The sequence below is a fragment of the uncultured Roseobacter sp. genome, from assembly GCF_947491795.1.
In the GTDB taxonomy this organism is placed as follows: Bacteria; Pseudomonadota; Alphaproteobacteria; order Rhodobacterales; family Rhodobacteraceae; genus Roseobacter.
Genome location: NZ_CANLKW010000003.1, coordinates 929,938 through 945,073, shown reverse-complemented (window position 1 = coordinate 945,073; position 15,136 = coordinate 929,938). Strand labels below are relative to the sequence as shown.

The 15,136-nt window shown below is 59.7% G+C and carries 18 protein-coding genes; 12 read left to right on the top strand and 6 right to left on the bottom strand.

Features of this window, described 5'->3' with window-relative positions; genetic code table 11:
* Positions 1-2 precede the first annotated feature (2 nt).
* On the top strand, positions 3-599 hold the full coding sequence (locus Q1A34_RS16430; protein ID WP_300036577.1) for a hypothetical protein: 597 nt from the start codon (positions 3-5) through the stop codon (positions 597-599).
* A 5-nt stretch (positions 600-604) separates the two neighbouring features.
* Here Q1A34_RS16430 and Q1A34_RS16425 read toward each other — a convergent pair whose 3' ends face one another.
* Positions 605-931, bottom strand: coding sequence for an AzlD domain-containing protein (locus Q1A34_RS16425; RefSeq protein ID WP_300036574.1), 327 nt, complete (start codon positions 929-931; stop codon positions 605-607).
* Positions 928-1,659, bottom strand: a complete 732-nt coding sequence (locus Q1A34_RS16420) for an AzlC family ABC transporter permease (RefSeq protein ID WP_300036571.1) — start codon at positions 1,657-1,659, stop codon at positions 928-930. Before Q1A34_RS16420 ends, Q1A34_RS16425 begins: the two co-directional genes overlap by 4 nt.
* Positions 1,660-1,708: 49 nt before the next feature.
* Here Q1A34_RS16420 and Q1A34_RS16415 point away from each other — a divergent pair, with 49 nt between their 5' ends.
* The 4 genes from Q1A34_RS16415 to glp are packed head-to-tail and all read left to right on the top strand — an operon-like array spanning position 1,709 to position 5,758.
* On the top strand, positions 1,709-2,596 hold the full coding sequence (locus Q1A34_RS16415) for a formate dehydrogenase accessory sulfurtransferase FdhD (protein WP_300036569.1): 888 nt from the start codon (positions 1,709-1,711) through the stop codon (positions 2,594-2,596).
* Positions 2,593-3,201, top strand: a complete 609-nt coding sequence (gene mobA / locus Q1A34_RS16410; protein WP_300036566.1) for a molybdenum cofactor guanylyltransferase MobA — start codon at positions 2,593-2,595, stop codon at positions 3,199-3,201. Before Q1A34_RS16415 ends, mobA begins: the two co-directional genes overlap by 4 nt.
* Entirely contained in the window at positions 3,198-3,689 is a 492-nt protein-coding gene (mobB, locus tag Q1A34_RS16405) for a molybdopterin-guanine dinucleotide biosynthesis protein B (protein WP_300036563.1), read from the top strand. The genes mobA and mobB overlap by 4 nt, the downstream gene beginning before the upstream one ends.
* Positions 3,686-5,758, top strand: a complete 2,073-nt coding sequence (glp, locus tag Q1A34_RS16400; RefSeq protein WP_300036560.1) for a gephyrin-like molybdotransferase Glp — start codon at positions 3,686-3,688, stop codon at positions 5,756-5,758. Before mobB ends, glp begins: the two co-directional genes overlap by 4 nt.
* Positions 5,759-5,764: 6 nt before the next feature.
* Here the strand turns inward: glp and Q1A34_RS16395 are convergent, their stop codons facing one another.
* The 3 genes from Q1A34_RS16395 to Q1A34_RS16385 form a co-directional block, all read right to left on the bottom strand.
* Entirely contained in the window at positions 5,765-6,811 is a 1,047-nt protein-coding gene (locus tag Q1A34_RS16395; RefSeq protein ID WP_300036557.1) for a hypothetical protein, read from the bottom strand.
* 14 nt (positions 6,812-6,825) lie between these two features.
* Positions 6,826-7,296 (bottom strand): transcription elongation factor GreA, encoded by a 471-nt coding sequence (gene greA / locus Q1A34_RS16390; RefSeq protein ID WP_300036555.1) that lies wholly within the window; start codon positions 7,294-7,296, stop codon positions 6,826-6,828.
* A 154-nt stretch (positions 7,297-7,450) separates the two neighbouring features.
* Positions 7,451-7,831, bottom strand: coding sequence for a VOC family protein (locus tag Q1A34_RS16385; RefSeq protein ID WP_300036552.1), 381 nt, complete (start codon positions 7,829-7,831; stop codon positions 7,451-7,453).
* 74 nt (positions 7,832-7,905) lie between these two features.
* Here Q1A34_RS16385 and soxR point away from each other — a divergent pair, with 74 nt between their 5' ends.
* The 4 genes from soxR to Q1A34_RS16365 all read left to right on the top strand — a co-directional run bounded on the left by soxR (position 7,906) and on the right by Q1A34_RS16365 (position 12,843).
* The gene (gene soxR, locus Q1A34_RS16380) at positions 7,906-8,358 is read left to right on the top strand and encodes a redox-sensitive transcriptional activator SoxR (RefSeq protein WP_300036549.1); all 453 of its coding nucleotides are present in this window, start codon (positions 7,906-7,908) and stop codon (positions 8,356-8,358) included.
* A 166-nt stretch (positions 8,359-8,524) separates the two neighbouring features.
* Positions 8,525-10,174, top strand: coding sequence for an electron transfer flavoprotein-ubiquinone oxidoreductase (locus Q1A34_RS16375; RefSeq protein ID WP_300036546.1), 1,650 nt, complete (start codon positions 8,525-8,527; stop codon positions 10,172-10,174).
* A gap of 102 nt (positions 10,175-10,276) precedes the next feature.
* Positions 10,277-11,986, top strand: coding sequence for a tetratricopeptide repeat protein (locus tag Q1A34_RS16370; RefSeq protein ID WP_300036543.1), 1,710 nt, complete (start codon positions 10,277-10,279; stop codon positions 11,984-11,986).
* Positions 11,983-12,843 (top strand): 4-(cytidine 5'-diphospho)-2-C-methyl-D-erythritol kinase, encoded by an 861-nt coding sequence (locus tag Q1A34_RS16365; RefSeq protein ID WP_300036540.1) that lies wholly within the window; start codon positions 11,983-11,985, stop codon positions 12,841-12,843. Before Q1A34_RS16370 ends, Q1A34_RS16365 begins: the two co-directional genes overlap by 4 nt.
* Here Q1A34_RS16365 and Q1A34_RS16360 read toward each other — a convergent pair.
* Positions 12,836-13,837 (bottom strand): polyprenyl synthetase family protein, encoded by a 1,002-nt coding sequence (locus Q1A34_RS16360; RefSeq protein WP_300036537.1) that lies wholly within the window; start codon positions 13,835-13,837, stop codon positions 12,836-12,838. The two genes, Q1A34_RS16365 and Q1A34_RS16360, sit on opposite strands and share 8 nt — an antisense overlap.
* Positions 13,838-13,892: 55 nt before the next feature.
* Here Q1A34_RS16360 and Q1A34_RS16355 point away from each other — a divergent pair, with 55 nt between their 5' ends.
* The 3 genes from Q1A34_RS16355 to Q1A34_RS16345 all read left to right on the top strand — a co-directional run bounded on the left by Q1A34_RS16355 (position 13,893) and on the right by Q1A34_RS16345 (position 15,116).
* Positions 13,893-14,108: a DUF2007 domain-containing protein gene (locus Q1A34_RS16355; RefSeq protein ID WP_300036534.1), complete on the top strand. Its 216-nt coding sequence runs from the start codon at positions 13,893-13,895 to the stop codon at positions 14,106-14,108.
* Positions 14,105-14,845, top strand: coding sequence for a methyltransferase (locus tag Q1A34_RS16350; protein WP_300036531.1), 741 nt, complete (start codon positions 14,105-14,107; stop codon positions 14,843-14,845). The genes Q1A34_RS16355 and Q1A34_RS16350 overlap by 4 nt, the downstream gene beginning before the upstream one ends.
* A gap of 106 nt (positions 14,846-14,951) precedes the next feature.
* Positions 14,952-15,116, top strand: coding sequence for a DUF465 domain-containing protein (locus Q1A34_RS16345; protein WP_300036528.1), 165 nt, complete (start codon positions 14,952-14,954; stop codon positions 15,114-15,116).
* Positions 15,117-15,136 lie beyond the last annotated feature (20 nt).

Sequence of the window (15,136 nt, the reverse complement as noted above, 5' to 3'; positions counted from 1 at the left end):
CAATGCGCATCCTGGCAGCACTGATGCTTGTTCTTCTGGTCGCGGCCTGCGCGGGCCCGCGTCCGGATGAGGCCTCAGCAGAGCGCATTGCGGCTTCGGTTTATGTGCCGCCGGGGCCACCGAAAATCACCGTTTTTACCATGGTCAATAACCGGACCGGCAGTGGCGGGCACACAGCCCTGATGGTCAGTGGTTCGCAGCAGGTTATTTTCGATCCCGCCGGATCCTTTCAACATCCCGACATCGCCAGGCGAGGGGATGTCATGTACGGGGTGACGCCCGGGTGGGTGCAGGCCTACAAAAGCGCACATGCCCGCAGCACCTACCACGTGGTATCCCAGGAGTTTACCGTTACGCCGCAACAGGCAGAGACGGCCCTGGCCCTCGTGCGTTCACGGGGCGCTGTGCCGGGATCATTCTGCACCAATGCGACCTCTGACATCATGCGGAAAATCCCGGGTTTCGAGGACGTCGATCATACGTGGTTCCCGGTGCGCCTGATGGAGCAGTTGGAGACGCGTCCCGGTGTGGTCACGGATCGGTATTACGAAAACGATGCAGGCGATGTCCGCGACGGTATCGCAGGCGCACAAATCTGAGCAGGTCAGCCCACAAGTGCGAGCATGGCGAAAAGCGAAACGGCACCGGAAATCAGTGCCGCGAAGACATTCCGTGAAAAATAGCCGACCAGCAGCGTGACGCAGGCTGCAGTCAGGCGTGGCAGATCAGGCTCACCGCCTGTCGCGGCGGGCCAGACTACCTGCGGGGCTACGAGCGCTGGCAGTACCGCCACAGCTGTATACCGCAGATGGCGCAGCAGCCAGGCTGGCATGGGGCGGTCTCCCACCAGGCCGATGAATGTAAAACGCAGCAGATAGCTGCCCAGTCCCAGCCCGATAATGACCGTCCAGAGGGTAATGCTGTCGATCATCTGCCTGCCCCTCTTGTCGCGAACCACAGCTCGGCGCGGGCACCGGCCATCATGCCCGCAACGCCTGCAATCACCAGGCCCAGTGACCACGGTACGCCGGCGGCCAGCAGGCTGACGATGATTGATACAAACGCCGCGATGATATGGGCGGGCGTCCGCAACATAGGCGCAACGAGGGCCAGGAATGTGATGGGCAGCGCGAAATCCAGCGCAAAACCCTGGGGGATCTGTGCGCCCAGCAAAGCGCCCAGAACAGTGCATCCATACCAGGTCGGCACGACCGGCAGCACCGCGCCGGCAAAATAGCGGATACGTTCCGGTACGCTCATATCAGGCCGTTCTTCATACTGCGCGATGGCGCAGGCATAGGACTGATCCAGTGTGAAATAGGCAACGATCGCGCGCTGCCACAACGGCGCTGCACCGATCCAGGGCGTCAGCGATGCAGAATACATTGCCATGCGCAGATTGACCGCAAGCGCCGAGGCCAGAACGATGACTGTGGGCGCTTCTTCTGTCATCAGTTGCAGGGCGGTGAACTGCGCAGCTCCCGCAATCACCACAACTGAAAAAACAAGTATTTCCAGAACGTTCAGCCCGGCCTCGGTGGCCAGCACACCGAAAAGCACCGCAAAGGGCCCGACAACCAGTACAAAGGGCGTACCGTCGCGCAGCCCCTTGCGAAACCAGTCTGCCGGTACGGGTGTTTTCGATGTGGTGATAGGCATGAGATGCTTTATAAAGTGACGCGCGAGACCTATCGCAGCGACCGGGGGGATGCAATTGGCACGGATTGAAGACAGCAGCGACTATCTGATCGCCCCTGATCCGGGTGCGGCGCGGCTGACCCGGGCGGTTACCGGCACAGACCAGAACGGCACCGAAATAGACGCCAACGTTGTCGAGGAACGCCCGCTAACCATTTTTCTGAATGCCCAGGAAGTCGTAACGGCAATGACCATCGGTGACTATCCTGACTATCTCGCACTGGGTTTCCTGCGCAATCAGGGCATGCTCAGTGACGCAGACGACATCACCGGCGTCGACTATGACGAAGAACTGGAAACAGTCATCGTACGCACTGCCCGTCAGACCGACTACGAAGACAAAATGCGCAAAAAAACGCGAACGAGCGGCTGTGCCGTCGGCACTGTGTTCGGAGATATGATGGAAGGTCTTGAGGGCGTCATTCTGCCACAAACACCTGTGCGCACCTCTTGGCTCTATGCTCTGAGTGCGCGGATTAACCGGACACCATCGCTTTATCTGGAAGCCGGTGCGATCCATGGAACCGTGCTGTGCCAGGCGGATCGTCCGCTAGTCTATATGGAGGATGTCGGGCGCCACAACGCGGTTGATAAAATCGCAGGCTGGATGCTGTCCGAAAAGATCAGCGCGGACGACAAAATCCTTTATACGACGGGTCGCCTGACGTCGGAAATGGTGATCAAAACCGCCATGATGGGTATTCCTGTTCTCGCATCGCGCTCTGGTTTCACGGCGTGGGGTGTCGAGATTGCCCGCGAAATGGGGCTGACTCTGATCGGGCGCATGAAAGGCAGCCGGTTTGTCTGCCTGTCGGGAGAAGACAGACTGGTGCGTGATGCTGACCCGGGTCAGGTCCCACAGGAACCGCCGCGCGCCGGTCGCAAGGGGGCCGCGTGAAACAACCGCTGGGCGTTATTCTGGCCGGGGGCCAGGCCACCCGGATGGGCGGTGGTGACAAAGGATTGCTGCGACTGGGTGGGCAGCGTCTGCTTGATCACGTGATCGAAAGGCTTGAGCCCCAGGTTGCCGGGCTGGCGCTGAACGCGAATGGTGATCCGGCCCGGTTCGCGGATTTTGCTCTGCCTGTTCTAAGCGACAGCATCGACGGATTTGCCGGGCCACTGGCAGGTGTTCTGGCCGGTCTGGACTGGGCAGCCGGGCAGGGCGCGGACACAATCGTGACCGCCGCGGCGGACACCCCCTTTTTCCCGGGTGATCTGGTGCCGCAGCTTCTGCTGGCTGCCGATGGTATGGAAAACCCTCTGGCGCTGGCCGCAACGCCTGATCCTGAACGGGGCATTGTGCGCCATCCGACATTCGGGCTCTGGCCGGTGGCGCTGCGTCATGATCTGCGCGCGGCGCTGCAGGGCGGGTTGCGCAAGGTGGTCATATGGACGGACGGCCACAACGCGCAGCAGGCTGTATTCCCCGTGGCCGGGCTCGATCCCTTTTTCAACGTGAACACGCCGGACGATCTGAGCCGTGCCGGAGAGCTGCTGTGAAGGTATATGGTGTCGTTGGCTGGAAGAACGCAGGAAAGACCGGGCTGATGGAACGGCTGGTCACCGAAATCGCGGGCCGGGGTTTTTCAGTTTCAACCGTGAAACACGCACATCATGTCTTTGACGTGGATCACAAGGGCAAAGACAGCTACCGGCACCGCCAGGCCGGGGCCAGAGAAGTTCTGCTTGCCTCCCGCCGCCGGTTCGCTCTGATGCACGAACTGCGTGAAGAGGACGAACCCACGCTGGATCTTCTGCTGGCGAAACTGGAACCGGTGGATCTTGTTCTGATCGAGGGCTACAAACGCGATGCACATGCCAAGATCGAGGCCTTTCGCGCAGAGCCCGGGAATCCGCTGATCGCTGAAAATGACACAACGATCAGGGCGGTGGCCAGCGACACACCGCTGGACACTGACCGGCCGGTTTTTAATCTCAATGATACCGCCACGATAGCTGATTTCATCCTGGCAGAGGTCGGCCTGTGAGCGCCTTTGACAGTTTTCTGGTAGTCGACTGGTCGGGGGGTAACGACAAAGGCCCCAGGCCCTGCGCAGATGCAATATGGGCCTGTGTTGCCCGTGGCGGGCGCAGCGAAGAGCCGTTGTATCTGCGCAACCGGCAGGTTGCCGAGACCTGGCTTGCAGACTTCTTTGAAACCGAACGAGCGGCGGGTCGGAGGGTGCTTGCGGGTTTAGATTTTCCCTTTGGGTATCCGACCGGCTTTTGCCGCGCACTGACCGGCACGGACAATCCGCTGGCGCTCTGGGACTGGTTCGAGACGCAGATTGAGGACGCACCGGAGAGCAATAACCGTTTTGATATTGCGGGCCGGATCAACCGCGAACATGGCGGCAGGGGGCCTTTCTGGGCCAATGCCCTGAAGCGGGATATTGAGGGGCTACCGCGTAACAAACAGGACTATCACAATCCTTTCACCGACAAACGACGTGCTGAGACCAAAGCCCCGGGTGCATTTACCTGCTGGCAGATGGCGGGCGCGGGCGCAGTTGGCAGCCAGGTGATGATGGGGTTGCCGGTTCTGGCTCGTTTGCGCCAGCGGTTTGGTGCAGCGGCGTGGCCGTTTGAGCCGTTGGATGCGGATATTGCACTGGTTGAGGTCTGGCCCTCGCTGACGCTTGGCAAAGAGCCGGCGGGGGTGATCCGGGACGCATGGCAGGTAAGCGAAACGGCCCGCGCGCTGTCCCTGCTGACGCCGGATGCCCTGTCCCGCATGCTGTCGGTCGATGCGCCTGAAGAAGGCTGGATCCTTGGACTGGGTTGTGAAGAGGAACTGCGCGCCGCCGCGTCGCTGCCGCCTGTGCTGACCAACAGTTGTTTTGCTTTGCCGCCAGGGGTGCATTGGACGCCCGTGGCGGACGCGCTCGCGCATCTGCGTTCCAACCTGGCGCCGGTGACAGCCAGAAAACGCGTGGCTGTTGCTAGTGCAACTGGCCTTGTTACAGCAGAGCCGGTCGAGGCACAGCGCAGCAACCCGCCACTGCCAAATACGGCCGTTGATGGCTATGGATTTACCGGGGGAAGGGAAGAGGGCGTGCACCGTCTGCCCCTTGCCACGCAACGCGCGGCGGCGGGGGATGCGCCTGTGGACCTGCCGCAGGGCACGGCGATGCGGGTTCTGACCGGTGCGGCACTTCCTGCGGGCGTGGACACGGTTGTCCTGCAGGAAGACGTGACCGTCACAGATGGATTTATCTCCTTTCGTGGCCCGGTGCGCACAGGCTCCAACACCCGCAAGGCAGGTGAGGATGTGGTCGCAGGTGACATAGCCGTCCCGCAGGGTCAGCGCATTGGCGCGCCGGAGGCTGCATTGCTCGCGGCGACGGGTGTGCAGCATGTGACCGTGCACGACCAGTTGCGCGTCGCGGTCCTGTCCACTGGCGCTGAACTTGTCGAGGCTGGTGATACGGCTGGCGACGGGCAGATATTCGATGCCAACCGTCCGATGCTGCTGGAGTTGATCCGCAGGATGGGACACAGCCCCGTTGATATGGGCCGGGTTGATGACGACAGGGCCGCGTTGCGCGCCAGGCTTGATGCCGCTGCAGAACAGGCAGATGTGATCCTGACCAGCGGTGGGGCTTCTGCCGGTGATGAAGATCATGTTTCTGCCCTGCTGGAGGAAACCGGCACAATGACAATGTGGCGGATCGCAGTAAAGCCGGGCAGGCCGCTTGCCCTGGGCCTGTGGGACCGCGCGCCTGTTTTTGGCCTGCCAGGCAATCCGGTCGCAGCACTTGTCTGTGCGCTGGTTTTTGCGCGCCCTGCTATAGCGGTTCTTGCCGGTGAAACATGGCCCGAGCCGCAGGGTTTTGACGTTCCGGCAGCATTCCACAAAAGCAAAAAGGAGGGGCGTTCGGAATATCTGCGCGCGCGTCTCCGGAACGGTGCTGCAGAAGTGTTTCCCTCAGAAGGATCGGGCAGGATCAGTGGGCTGGCCTGGGCGGACGGTCTGGTCGAATTGCCGATGGAGGCTGCAGAAATCGCGCCGGGCACATCTGTCCGCTACATCCCGTTCAGCAGTTTCGGACTCTGATCACCCTCAGTCGAAAGTCCCGGCAACACGCCCCAGCAGCATAAAGGCCCGCGCCGTCCGGGTTTCAGCCAGTGCAGAGATCTCGCCGTCCGTGGCATCTTTCTCAAAGACTGCAAATGTCTTATCGAAAAGCCGCAGAAAGTGATGTGCGGCATCCCGGAAAATCGGGTCCTGTTTCATACGGCCTGCTGTCAGCGCGAGTGATGACCGATCGCGTATCCCACCAAGTGCGGCAATCGGGCGTCCACGCAAACCCTGTCCGAACTGGCGCCAGATTTCCGGTCGCGCACGGTCAGGGCGCAGATCATCCATATAGATGCCATCCTGGCTGAGCAGGGTCAGGACATCCTGTGCCGCCTGAATAAGCTGTGAAGAGGGCCGGTCGCGCAATGCGCGCCTCAGTGCTGCAAAACCCGCCTCGTCCTCTGCGGTCTCAGGGAAGTTCAGCGCCCGGATGAAGTCCTCACGCGCCAGTGGCGGGGCAAGCTCTCCCACATCTGTGCCGAGCGCCAGAGCGGGCTGGTCATCGGATGCAGCATTCTGTTCAGAAGACGCTGGTGCCGGGGCGCGGTCCTGATCACGCCGCGAGGTAAAGGTGGCCAGGACCGTTTCAGTGTTGCGGGTGGCTGCGGCGATCTCATCCAGACGCCGCGCAACTGTTGCCGGCTCCGGCCCCATCGCACCGCTCTGGTTCTGGGTGATATAGGCCTGGCGGATCGCATCGATCGCTGTTTGCAGGCGCTGGCTCTCCTCGCGCATCACCCGGCTGGAGCGCGCGGCCGTAGCTGCGACCCAGATCATGCCAACGGGCATAAAAACCGCCAGCATGATCATGATGAAACGCAGACTGCTGCCCGTTGTTTCTGCCGCCGCAGGATCAGACGGTGCAAAAATGAAAAACAGTATGGCTGCGAGCAGCCAAAGACCTGACAGCGCCAGCGCGATCACCTCGATATCGGTGATGCCATCTGTGCCGGGGCGATCGTAGATGCCCAGAGGAGTTGGCCGGCTGTGCGCCGGAATATCGTCTTCTCTATCAGTGACATCTGACATCGCTGTGCATCCTGTCAGGCGTAAACGATTTTGAGAACCTCATAGGATTTCTCACCGCCCGGTGTGCGTACTTCTACGCTGTCGCCCTCTTCTTTGCCAATAAGGGCGCGGGCGATCGGCGATTTGATGTTCAACAGACCCTTTTCGATGCTGGCCTCATGCTCTCCGACGATCTGCCAGGTCTTTTCCTCGTCTGTGTCCTCATCAACCAGCGTAACAGTCGCGCCGAATTTGATGCTGCCGGAAAGTTTCGCGGGATCAATGACCTCGGCAAGACCCAGAACCCCTTCGAGCTCCTTGATGCGCCCTTCGATAAAGGACTGCTTTTCGCGCGCGGAGTGATACTCGGCATTCTCCGACAGATCCCCGTGTTCGCGGGCTTCTGCAATGGCCTTGATGATCGTCGGGCGCTCTACTGACTTGAGCTGTTTGAGCTCGGCCTCCAGGTCAGAATGCCCCTGGCGTGTCATTGGTATTTTGTCCATGTGCGCGATCCACGAAATACTGCGGCCCGCCGGTGGTGCCGGGGGCCGCGAGGGTAAGATTCTTAATAACTGAACTCAGGGCGTTGGGAATTGCAAGAGGAGTCGTTACCCCGCCGCCGTGATCCTGTCCTTTGACGGAGCCGTAAACGAAGGGTCAGTCGTATTGGACAACTTCATATTCAATGCCGTCATGATCGTGGAAATAGAACCGGCGGCCAGGTTCATAATCCCCATGATTGCCAGCGGTAAAGCCCGCGGATGACACGGCCTTTTCCATCGCGTCAATGTCCGGCACAACGACGGCCAGATGGTTCAGGCCACCGCGTGTTGAATAGCTTGTCTGCTTTGCCTGTGTCTCACCGGCGGGCTGATAGATTGCCAGATAGGATGTATCTGTGCCCACGTGAATGGTCCGGCCACTGTCCAGGCTGGGCCCCTGCCAGCGGATTTTCCAGTCAAAAAGATCGCACATCCACGCAGCTGTTGCATCCGCATCCGAGACGGTGACGTTTGCATGTTCGAGTTCGATGGTCATGGTTTTTCCTTTCAAAAATGGCTTGCCTGCATGCTTTGTAATTTCTAAACCTAACTTTAGGTCAAGGGATTTTTTTGGTCATGAATGATGGTCTGAGCATTGGAGCACTGGCACGCCGGACAGGTCTGGCGGTCTCCGCGATACGATACTACGAAGCTCAGGGTCTGATCCGGCCCTGGCGCAATCCCGGTGGCCAACGCAGGTTTCAGCGGTCTGATCTGCGCAGACTCAGCTTTGTGATGATTGCTCAGCAGTTCGGTTTTACCCTGCCGGAAATCCGCCAGGAGCTTGACCGTCTGCCGGGCGGACGCACACCAACAAAAGCAGACTGGGCAAACATCAGCGCGACTTTTCGCACCCGGCTGGATCAGAAAATCGAAGCGCTGGAACGGCTGCGGGACAACCTCGATGGCTGTATCGGTTGTGGATGTCTCAGCCTGCCGGCCTGTGCGCTTTATAACCGCGAGGACAAAGCCGCAGCCGCGGGGCAGGGGCCGCGGTATCTGATGGGTGACCGGCCGGAGTGAGCGCATAGTGAACAGATGTGCCGGAAATACGCGCCGTCAGCGCAAATCATGCAATTGTGACGCCCGGTTGTGATTGCATTGACCGGGCGCGTGGTTTAGCCAATCGCGAACGATTATTGCGCCGGTGCAGCCAGACCGGCAACTTACACGAAAAGGGAGCTGATCGATGTCCGACAACCAACGTGAAGCAATGGAATACGATGTCGTCATCGTCGGCGCAGGACCTGCCGGTCTTTCCGCAGCGATCCGGCTCAAGCAACTGGATGCGGACTGCAACGTCGTGGTGCTCGAAAAAGGCTCCGAAGTGGGTGCGCATATTCTGTCAGGCGCAGTGCTTGATCCTGTCGGGCTGGATGCGCTGATCCCGGACTGGAAAGAAAAAGGTGCGCCACTTAACGCCCCGGTGCGCGAAGACAACTTTTATATGCTCGGTGAGGCAGGCAAACTGCGGATCCCGAACTTCCCGATGCCACCGCTGATGAATAACCACGGCAACTACATCGTCTCTATGGGCAATGTCTGCCGCTGGATGGCGGAGCAGGCCGAGGAAATGGGCGTGGAAATTTTCCCCGGCATGTCCTGCTCCGAGCTTGTGTATGGCGATGATGGCGAGGTCAAAGGCGTGGTTGCCGGAGAGTTCGGCAAGAACCCGGATGGCAGTCAGGGCGACAGTTATGAACCTGGCATGGAACTGCACGGGAAATATGTTTTCCTGTCCGAGGGCGTGCGCGGCAGCCTGTCCAAAGAGGTTATCAGCAAATACAATCTGAGTGACGGCTATGAGCCGCAAAAATTTGGCCTTGGGATGAAGGAAATCTGGGAGATCGACCCCGCCAAACACCGCGAAGGCACCGTGACCCATACCATGGGCTGGCCGCTGGGCAGCAATGCCGGCGGCGGGTCATTCATTTATCATCTTGATAACAATCAGGTCTATGTCGGATTTGTGGTGCATCTGAACTACAAAAACCCGCATCTGTTCCCCTATATGGAGTTCCAGAGATTCAAGCACCATCCGATGGTCGCAGAGCTGTTGGACGGGGGCAAACGCGTCGCCTACGGCGCACGGGCCATCAGCGAGGGCGGTTATCAGTCGATGCCCAAAATGGTGGCACCGGGTGTTGCGCTGCTGGGGTGCTCGGTGGGCATGGTCAACGTGCCCCGCATCAAGGGCAACCACAACGCGATGCTGTCGGGCAAAGCTGCCGCCGAGGCGGCCATCGCAGCGATTGCAAATGGCCGCGCCTCGGATGAACTGACAGAATACGAGACCGAAGTCCGTAACGGTGAAATTGGCCGTGATCTGAAAAAAGTGCGCAACGTCAAACCGCTGTGGTCAAAGTACGGACTGACCGCCAGCCTGATCATGGGTGGTGTGGACATGTGGACAAATACAGTCGGGTTTTCCTTTCTGGGTACGCTGTCGCACGGGAAATCCGACGCAGAAGCGACCGAGGAAGCCTCAAAGCATACGCCTGTCGACTATCCGAAACCTGATGGGAAACTGTCTTTTGACCGGCTGACCAACGTCGCGTTTTCCTTCACGAACCACGAGGAAAGCCAGCCGGCGCACCTGCACCTCGGCGATGCGTCTGTTCCTGTTTCAAGCAATCTGCCAAAATATGCCGGCCCTTCAGCACGCTATTGCCCTGCCGGGGTCTACGAGTTTGTAGAAGAAGAAGGCAAAGACACACGCTTTGTCATCAACTTCCAGAACTGTGTGCATTGCAAGACATGCGACATCAAGGACCCGGCGCAGAACATCACCTGGACAACCCCGCAAGGTGGTGACGGTCCCAACTATCCGAATATGTAACCAACCGGGGCAGCGCTGGCCGCTCCCGCGCCGCGCCAGGCATTGCGCTTGTATGCGAAACTGATAGCCTGACGCGGCAGTAGTCAGAAAAGGTCCGGCATTATGCGTTTTCTTCTTCGCCCCTTGGCCGCAGCCGCGGTCAGTCTTATGGTTGCCGGGCCGCTGGCTGCACAGTCTGTCGCGGGTCCTTATCTGGCGGCCCGTGTGGCGGCAATGGAAAGCAATTTTGAGCAGGCAGCCGCCTATTATACCCGGGCACTGGCGCGTGATCCGCGCAACACGGATCTTATGGGGAGTGCTTTGCTGGCGCAAATGGCACTGGGACGGGTCGACAGGGCCCTGCCAATTGCGCAGGCTCTGGAGAGCGCGGGCGAGCGCAATCAGGTGGCCGAACTGGTCATCAAAATTGACATGATCCGCAAAGGTGCCTGGGATACGCTGACAGCGCCCGTTGAAGAGAGCCGCGGGATAGGGCCGCTTGTCGACGGTCTGCTGCGCGCCTGGGGCTACATGGGGAAAGGTGAGGTCAGTCAGGCGCTTGCCGCTTTCGAGGACATACGTGCCCAGCCTGCGCTGGAGGGGTTTGCGCTGTATCACGAGGCCAACGCGCTGGCATCCGTGGGTGACTTTGAGGGCGCAGAAGCCATCTTCGCAACCGATGCCGCCCGTGCTGCCCTGCAGACCCGCAGAGGGGTGCTGGCACGTGTCGCAGTTCTGTCCCAGCTGGAGCGCTTTGACGAGGCGCTGGAGCTTGTTCGGACAATGTTTGCCGGTGCCACGGACCCGGAGATCGATGTGGTGGTCGCGTCGCTCCAGAGCGGCACGGTTCTGCCATACAGCCAGGTTGCTTCTGTCCAGGACGGTTTTGCCGAGGTGTTTTTCTCGGTCGCTGAAGCGCTGCGCGGGGAAGCCGGGGCAGAGTTCACGCTGCTTTATGCGCAGGCTGCGCGCATTCTGCGCCCTGATCACGTGGATGCACTGCTGACGACCGCTCAGCTGTTTGAAAGCCTTGGACAATACGGTTCAGCCATCGAAGTTTACCGCGAAGTGCCAGCAGAAGACCCGGCTTACCATGCTGCAGAGCTGGGGCGCGCTGCTGCCCTGCGCCGGTCTGACCGGCCTGATGCCTCTGTTGAGGTGCTGGAACAACTCGCGCGCAGCCATGGTGGCATGGCGACAGTTCAGTCGGCCCTTGGCGATGCTTACCGCCAGCAGGATCGCTATGCTGAGGCGGTGAAAGCCTACAATGTGGCTGTTGATCTGGCAGAGGAAACCGGCGCATCCAGCTGGTTTCTGCTCTATGCCCGGGCAATCTCGAACGAGCGGTTGGGCAACTGGGACAGCGCAGAAGCAGATTTTCGCGCAGCATTGGAAATCAATCCGGGCCAGCCTCAGGTGCTGAATTACCTTGGGTATTCTCTCGTCGAAAAACGGGAAAAGCTGGACGAAGCGCTGGATATGATTGAACGCGCGGTCGCGGCAAGCCCGGACAGTGGGTACATCATCGACTCGCTCGGCTGGGCTCTTTACCGCCTGCGACGGTTTGAGGAAGCAGTTCCCCATATGGAGCGTGCGGTAGAGCTGATGCCTGTTGACCCTGTGGTGAATGATCACCTCGGGGATGTTTACTGGGCGGTCGGCCGGACCCGCGAGGCGGAGTTCCAGTGGGCCCGTGCGCTGTCATTTGTCGATCTTGAAAATGTGTCTGATGACGCAGACCCGGATCGTATCCGGCGAAAGCTTGAGGTGGGGCTCGATCAGGTTCTGGCCGAAGAAGGTGCTGAGCCGTTGACGGTCGCCAACGACGGATGACAGCATGTGCGCCTGTCCGCGCCTTTGCTCCTGCCAAAATCAATCTCGCTCTGCATGTGACCGGCCAGAGAGCTGACGGTTACCATTTTCTGGATTCGCTGGTGGTGCTGGTGGATGTTGGTGATAATTTAACTGTTAAACCATCTTCAGAAACGACGCTGCGCATCAGCGGCCCTAGTGCCGGTGGCATTCCGACCGACGGGTCAAACCTTGTGCTGCGCGCCGCGGCTCTGATGTCCTGTGACGCAGAAATTACCCTGGAAAAGCACCTCCCTGCAGAAGCCGGTATCGGTGGTGGTTCTTCTGATGCTGCAGCCTGCCTGCGTGCGCTTTCACGTATGTCCAACCAACCGCTGCCAGGGCGCAATGCTCTGCTGGCACTGGGCGCGGATGTGCCCGTCTGTATGGTGAATGGCCTCAGCAGAATGCAGGGAACAGGGGGACTGGTCTCGCGGCTTGGGGCAGCACCGGACTGGCCCATGATCCTCGTCAATCCGCGGGTTTCAGTGCCTACCCCCGTTATTTTTCGGGAATTGGCGTCCAAAACCAATGCGCCACTTTCCGGGGGTTTTCCGGTGGGTGCTGACCCTGCGGACCAGATGCGCTGGCTGTGCGCACAGCGAAATGACCTCGAACCTGCCGCTATTGCCCGGGAACCTGTTATAGCCGAGGTTTTGGAGATCCTGCGCGCTCAGCAGGGGTGCCAGCTTGCCCGGATGTCAGGGAGCGGGGCCACTTGTTTTGCCCTGATGCAGTCGTCTGAGGATCGCGATTCCGCGACAGCGTATCTGCGACAGGCCTTCCCGGACTGGTGGGTCGTACCGGCAAACCCCTGCTCTGACAGTCTTTTCAGTTAATCCGTTCTACGACGTAATCAGCCAGATCTGCCAGCATGGTCTTTACAGTATGGTCTGGCAGTGGCCCGAGTGCTTCCCGTGCACGGGTTGCCCAGCCACGTGCGGCCGCCGCCGTGTCCGTCAGTGCGTTGTGCCGGTGTAAAAGATCCAGCACAGTGTCCAGATCGCCTTCTTGCTGGCGTCCTTTCTCGATCGTACGTACCCAAAAGGCCCGCTCCCCGGCATCCGCGCGGGCCACGGCCTTGATAAGGGGCAGGGTCAGTTTCCGCTCACGGAAATCATCACCGATGTTCTTGCCCGTCGCGCCGCTGTCACCCTGAAAGTCCAGCAGGTCGTCCACAATCTGAAACGCGATACCCAGCGCATCACCATAGTTGTAGAGCGCCCGTACATGCGCTTCGGGTGCGCCGGCAATCACTCCACCGACTTCGGTGGCGGCTGAAAAGAGCGCCGCCGTTTTGCCGCGTACAACCTGCAGGTAAATGTCTTCTGTCGTGGCCAGATCCTGGCTTGCGGTCAGCTGCAAAACCTCACCCTCGGCAATGGTGGCAGAGGCATTGGAAAGAATGTCCAGCACCCGAAGTGAGCCTGTTTCCACCATCAGCTGGAAACTGCGCGAAAACAGGTAATCGCCGACCAGCACAGAGGATTTGTTGTCCCACAACAGGTTGGCCGTTGGGCGGCCGCGCCGTTGACCGCTTTCGTCTACGACGTCGTCATGCAGCAGCGTCGCTGTATGGATAAACTCAACGGTGGCCGCCAGATTGATGTGAAACGGGCCCGAATACCCACACAGATGAGCTGCGGCAAGCGTCAGCATGGGGCGCAGGCGTTTGCCGCCTGCGTCGACCAGATGTGCAGTTACTTCGGGAATCCTCGGCGCATGTTCAGAGGCCATCCGCGTTCGGATCAGCGTGTTTACCGCAGCCATATCTTCGGCCAGAAAGGCGGCCATTCTGTCATGCGGTTTCTGCGAATTTTCGGTCTTTTGCATAACTTCCCCGGCAGTGAGGCTCGACACGCGCCGATCCTGCCCTTACATCCCTGATATGAAGGAACTTTTGCGCAGCACCGACCCCACGATCATCGCTTTCGCCACCGCCCTTCTTCAGGGGGAGGATATAGCTTGCTTTGAAATGGACGTAAACATGAGCATTCTCGAAGGCGGCATCGGAATCTTCCCGCGCCGCCTTATGGTGCGCACGGATGATCACGATGCTGCGATCCGGGTCATGCGAGACAATGAAATCCCGCTTGGACTGTGACGGACGATCTGACATGCGACGCCTTTCTGGGCGGCAAACTCCACCTGTATCAACCGCGTAAAGGCTACCGCGCGGGGATTGACCCGGTCCTCCTTGCGGCAACGGTGCCTGCCAAAGCCGGGGATACCGTTCTCGATCTGGGTTGTGGGGTCGGAGCGGCGGCGTTGTGCCTGGGCGCGCGTGTGCCCGGGCTCGAACTGACCGGCGTAGAGATTGAGCCTGAATACGCTGAGCTTGCAAGGCGCAACGGCGGCGGGTCTCTGGAAGTTATCACGGCAGATATCGCAGACATGCCGCTCGCACTGCGCCAGCGTCAGTTCCGGCATGTGATCGCAAACCCGCCATATTTCGATCCGCGTGTACGGCGTGCGAGCCAGAACACCAAACGCGAGAATGCTCTGGCAAGTGGGACACCACTGGCAACCTGGGTCCGGATCGCTGGAAAACGACTGGCACCGGGCGGCATGGCCCATTTCATTCACCGCTGCGACCGTCTGCCAGAGATACTGGGCGCGATGGAGCATGACTTGGGCAGCGTCGAGGTTTTGCCGCTCTGCGCACGCGCAGGACGCCCACCCGAGTTGGTTATCGTGCGGGCCCGAAAATCAGGACGGGGCGCGTTTTGTCTGCACGCGCCGCTGATTCTCCATGAGGGCGCACGCCACGAAAAAGACGGCGACAGCTATGTTCAACCTATACGTGAAGTGCTCAGAGAGGGCGCATCGCTGCCATTCTGAGCCAAATTAAGACATTTTTAACCTGTTTTGTGCCCATGCTGCGGGTGCGGCGTGACTTGTCCCACGGGGTGTGGTCCAATTTACGTGTCGAAAAATGGAGGACTGAATGAGCTTAACAGCACATGTTGACCAACTGAAAAAGAAACATGAAACCCTCAGCGAGGCAGTGGAGCAGGCGCAGCGCGCTCCCGGTATCGACGACCTCGAAATTGCAGATCTCAAAAAACAAAAACTGAGGCTGAAAGAAGAAATCAGCCGACTCACCAACTGAGAAACCAGCGGGCGCATGCG

What these genes read in the sequence shown, in the direction of transcription:
- Q1A34_RS16430 (WP_300036577.1), top strand. Translation starts at nt 3, where the DNA reads ATGCGCATCCTGGCAGCACTGATGCTTGTTCTTCTGGTCGCGGCCTGC.
- Q1A34_RS16425 (WP_300036574.1), bottom strand. Translation starts at nt 931, where the DNA reads ATGATCGACAGCATTACCCTCTGGACGGTCATTATCGGGCTGGGACTG.
- Q1A34_RS16420 (WP_300036571.1), bottom strand. Translation starts at nt 1,659, where the DNA reads ATGCCTATCACCACATCGAAAACACCCGTACCGGCAGACTGGTTTCGC.
- Q1A34_RS16415 (WP_300036569.1), top strand. Translation starts at nt 1,709, where the DNA reads ATGCAATTGGCACGGATTGAAGACAGCAGCGACTATCTGATCGCCCCT.
- Q1A34_RS16395 (WP_300036557.1), bottom strand. Translation starts at nt 6,811, where the DNA reads ATGTCAGATGTCACTGATAGAGAAGACGATATTCCGGCGCACAGCCGG.
- greA (WP_300036555.1), bottom strand. Translation starts at nt 7,296, where the DNA reads ATGGACAAAATACCAATGACACGCCAGGGGCATTCTGACCTGGAGGCC.
- Q1A34_RS16385 (WP_300036552.1), bottom strand. Translation starts at nt 7,831, where the DNA reads ATGACCATCGAACTCGAACATGCAAACGTCACCGTCTCGGATGCGGAT.
- Q1A34_RS16375 (WP_300036546.1), top strand. Translation starts at nt 8,525, where the DNA reads ATGTCCGACAACCAACGTGAAGCAATGGAATACGATGTCGTCATCGTC.
- Q1A34_RS16370 (WP_300036543.1), top strand. Translation starts at nt 10,277, where the DNA reads ATGCGTTTTCTTCTTCGCCCCTTGGCCGCAGCCGCGGTCAGTCTTATG.
- Q1A34_RS16365 (WP_300036540.1), top strand. Translation starts at nt 11,983, where the DNA reads ATGACAGCATGTGCGCCTGTCCGCGCCTTTGCTCCTGCCAAAATCAAT.
- Q1A34_RS16360 (WP_300036537.1), bottom strand. Translation starts at nt 13,837, where the DNA reads ATGCAAAAGACCGAAAATTCGCAGAAACCGCATGACAGAATGGCCGCC.
- Q1A34_RS16355 (WP_300036534.1), top strand. Translation starts at nt 13,893, where the DNA reads ATGAAGGAACTTTTGCGCAGCACCGACCCCACGATCATCGCTTTCGCC.
- Q1A34_RS16345 (WP_300036528.1), top strand. Translation starts at nt 14,952, where the DNA reads ATGAGCTTAACAGCACATGTTGACCAACTGAAAAAGAAACATGAAACC.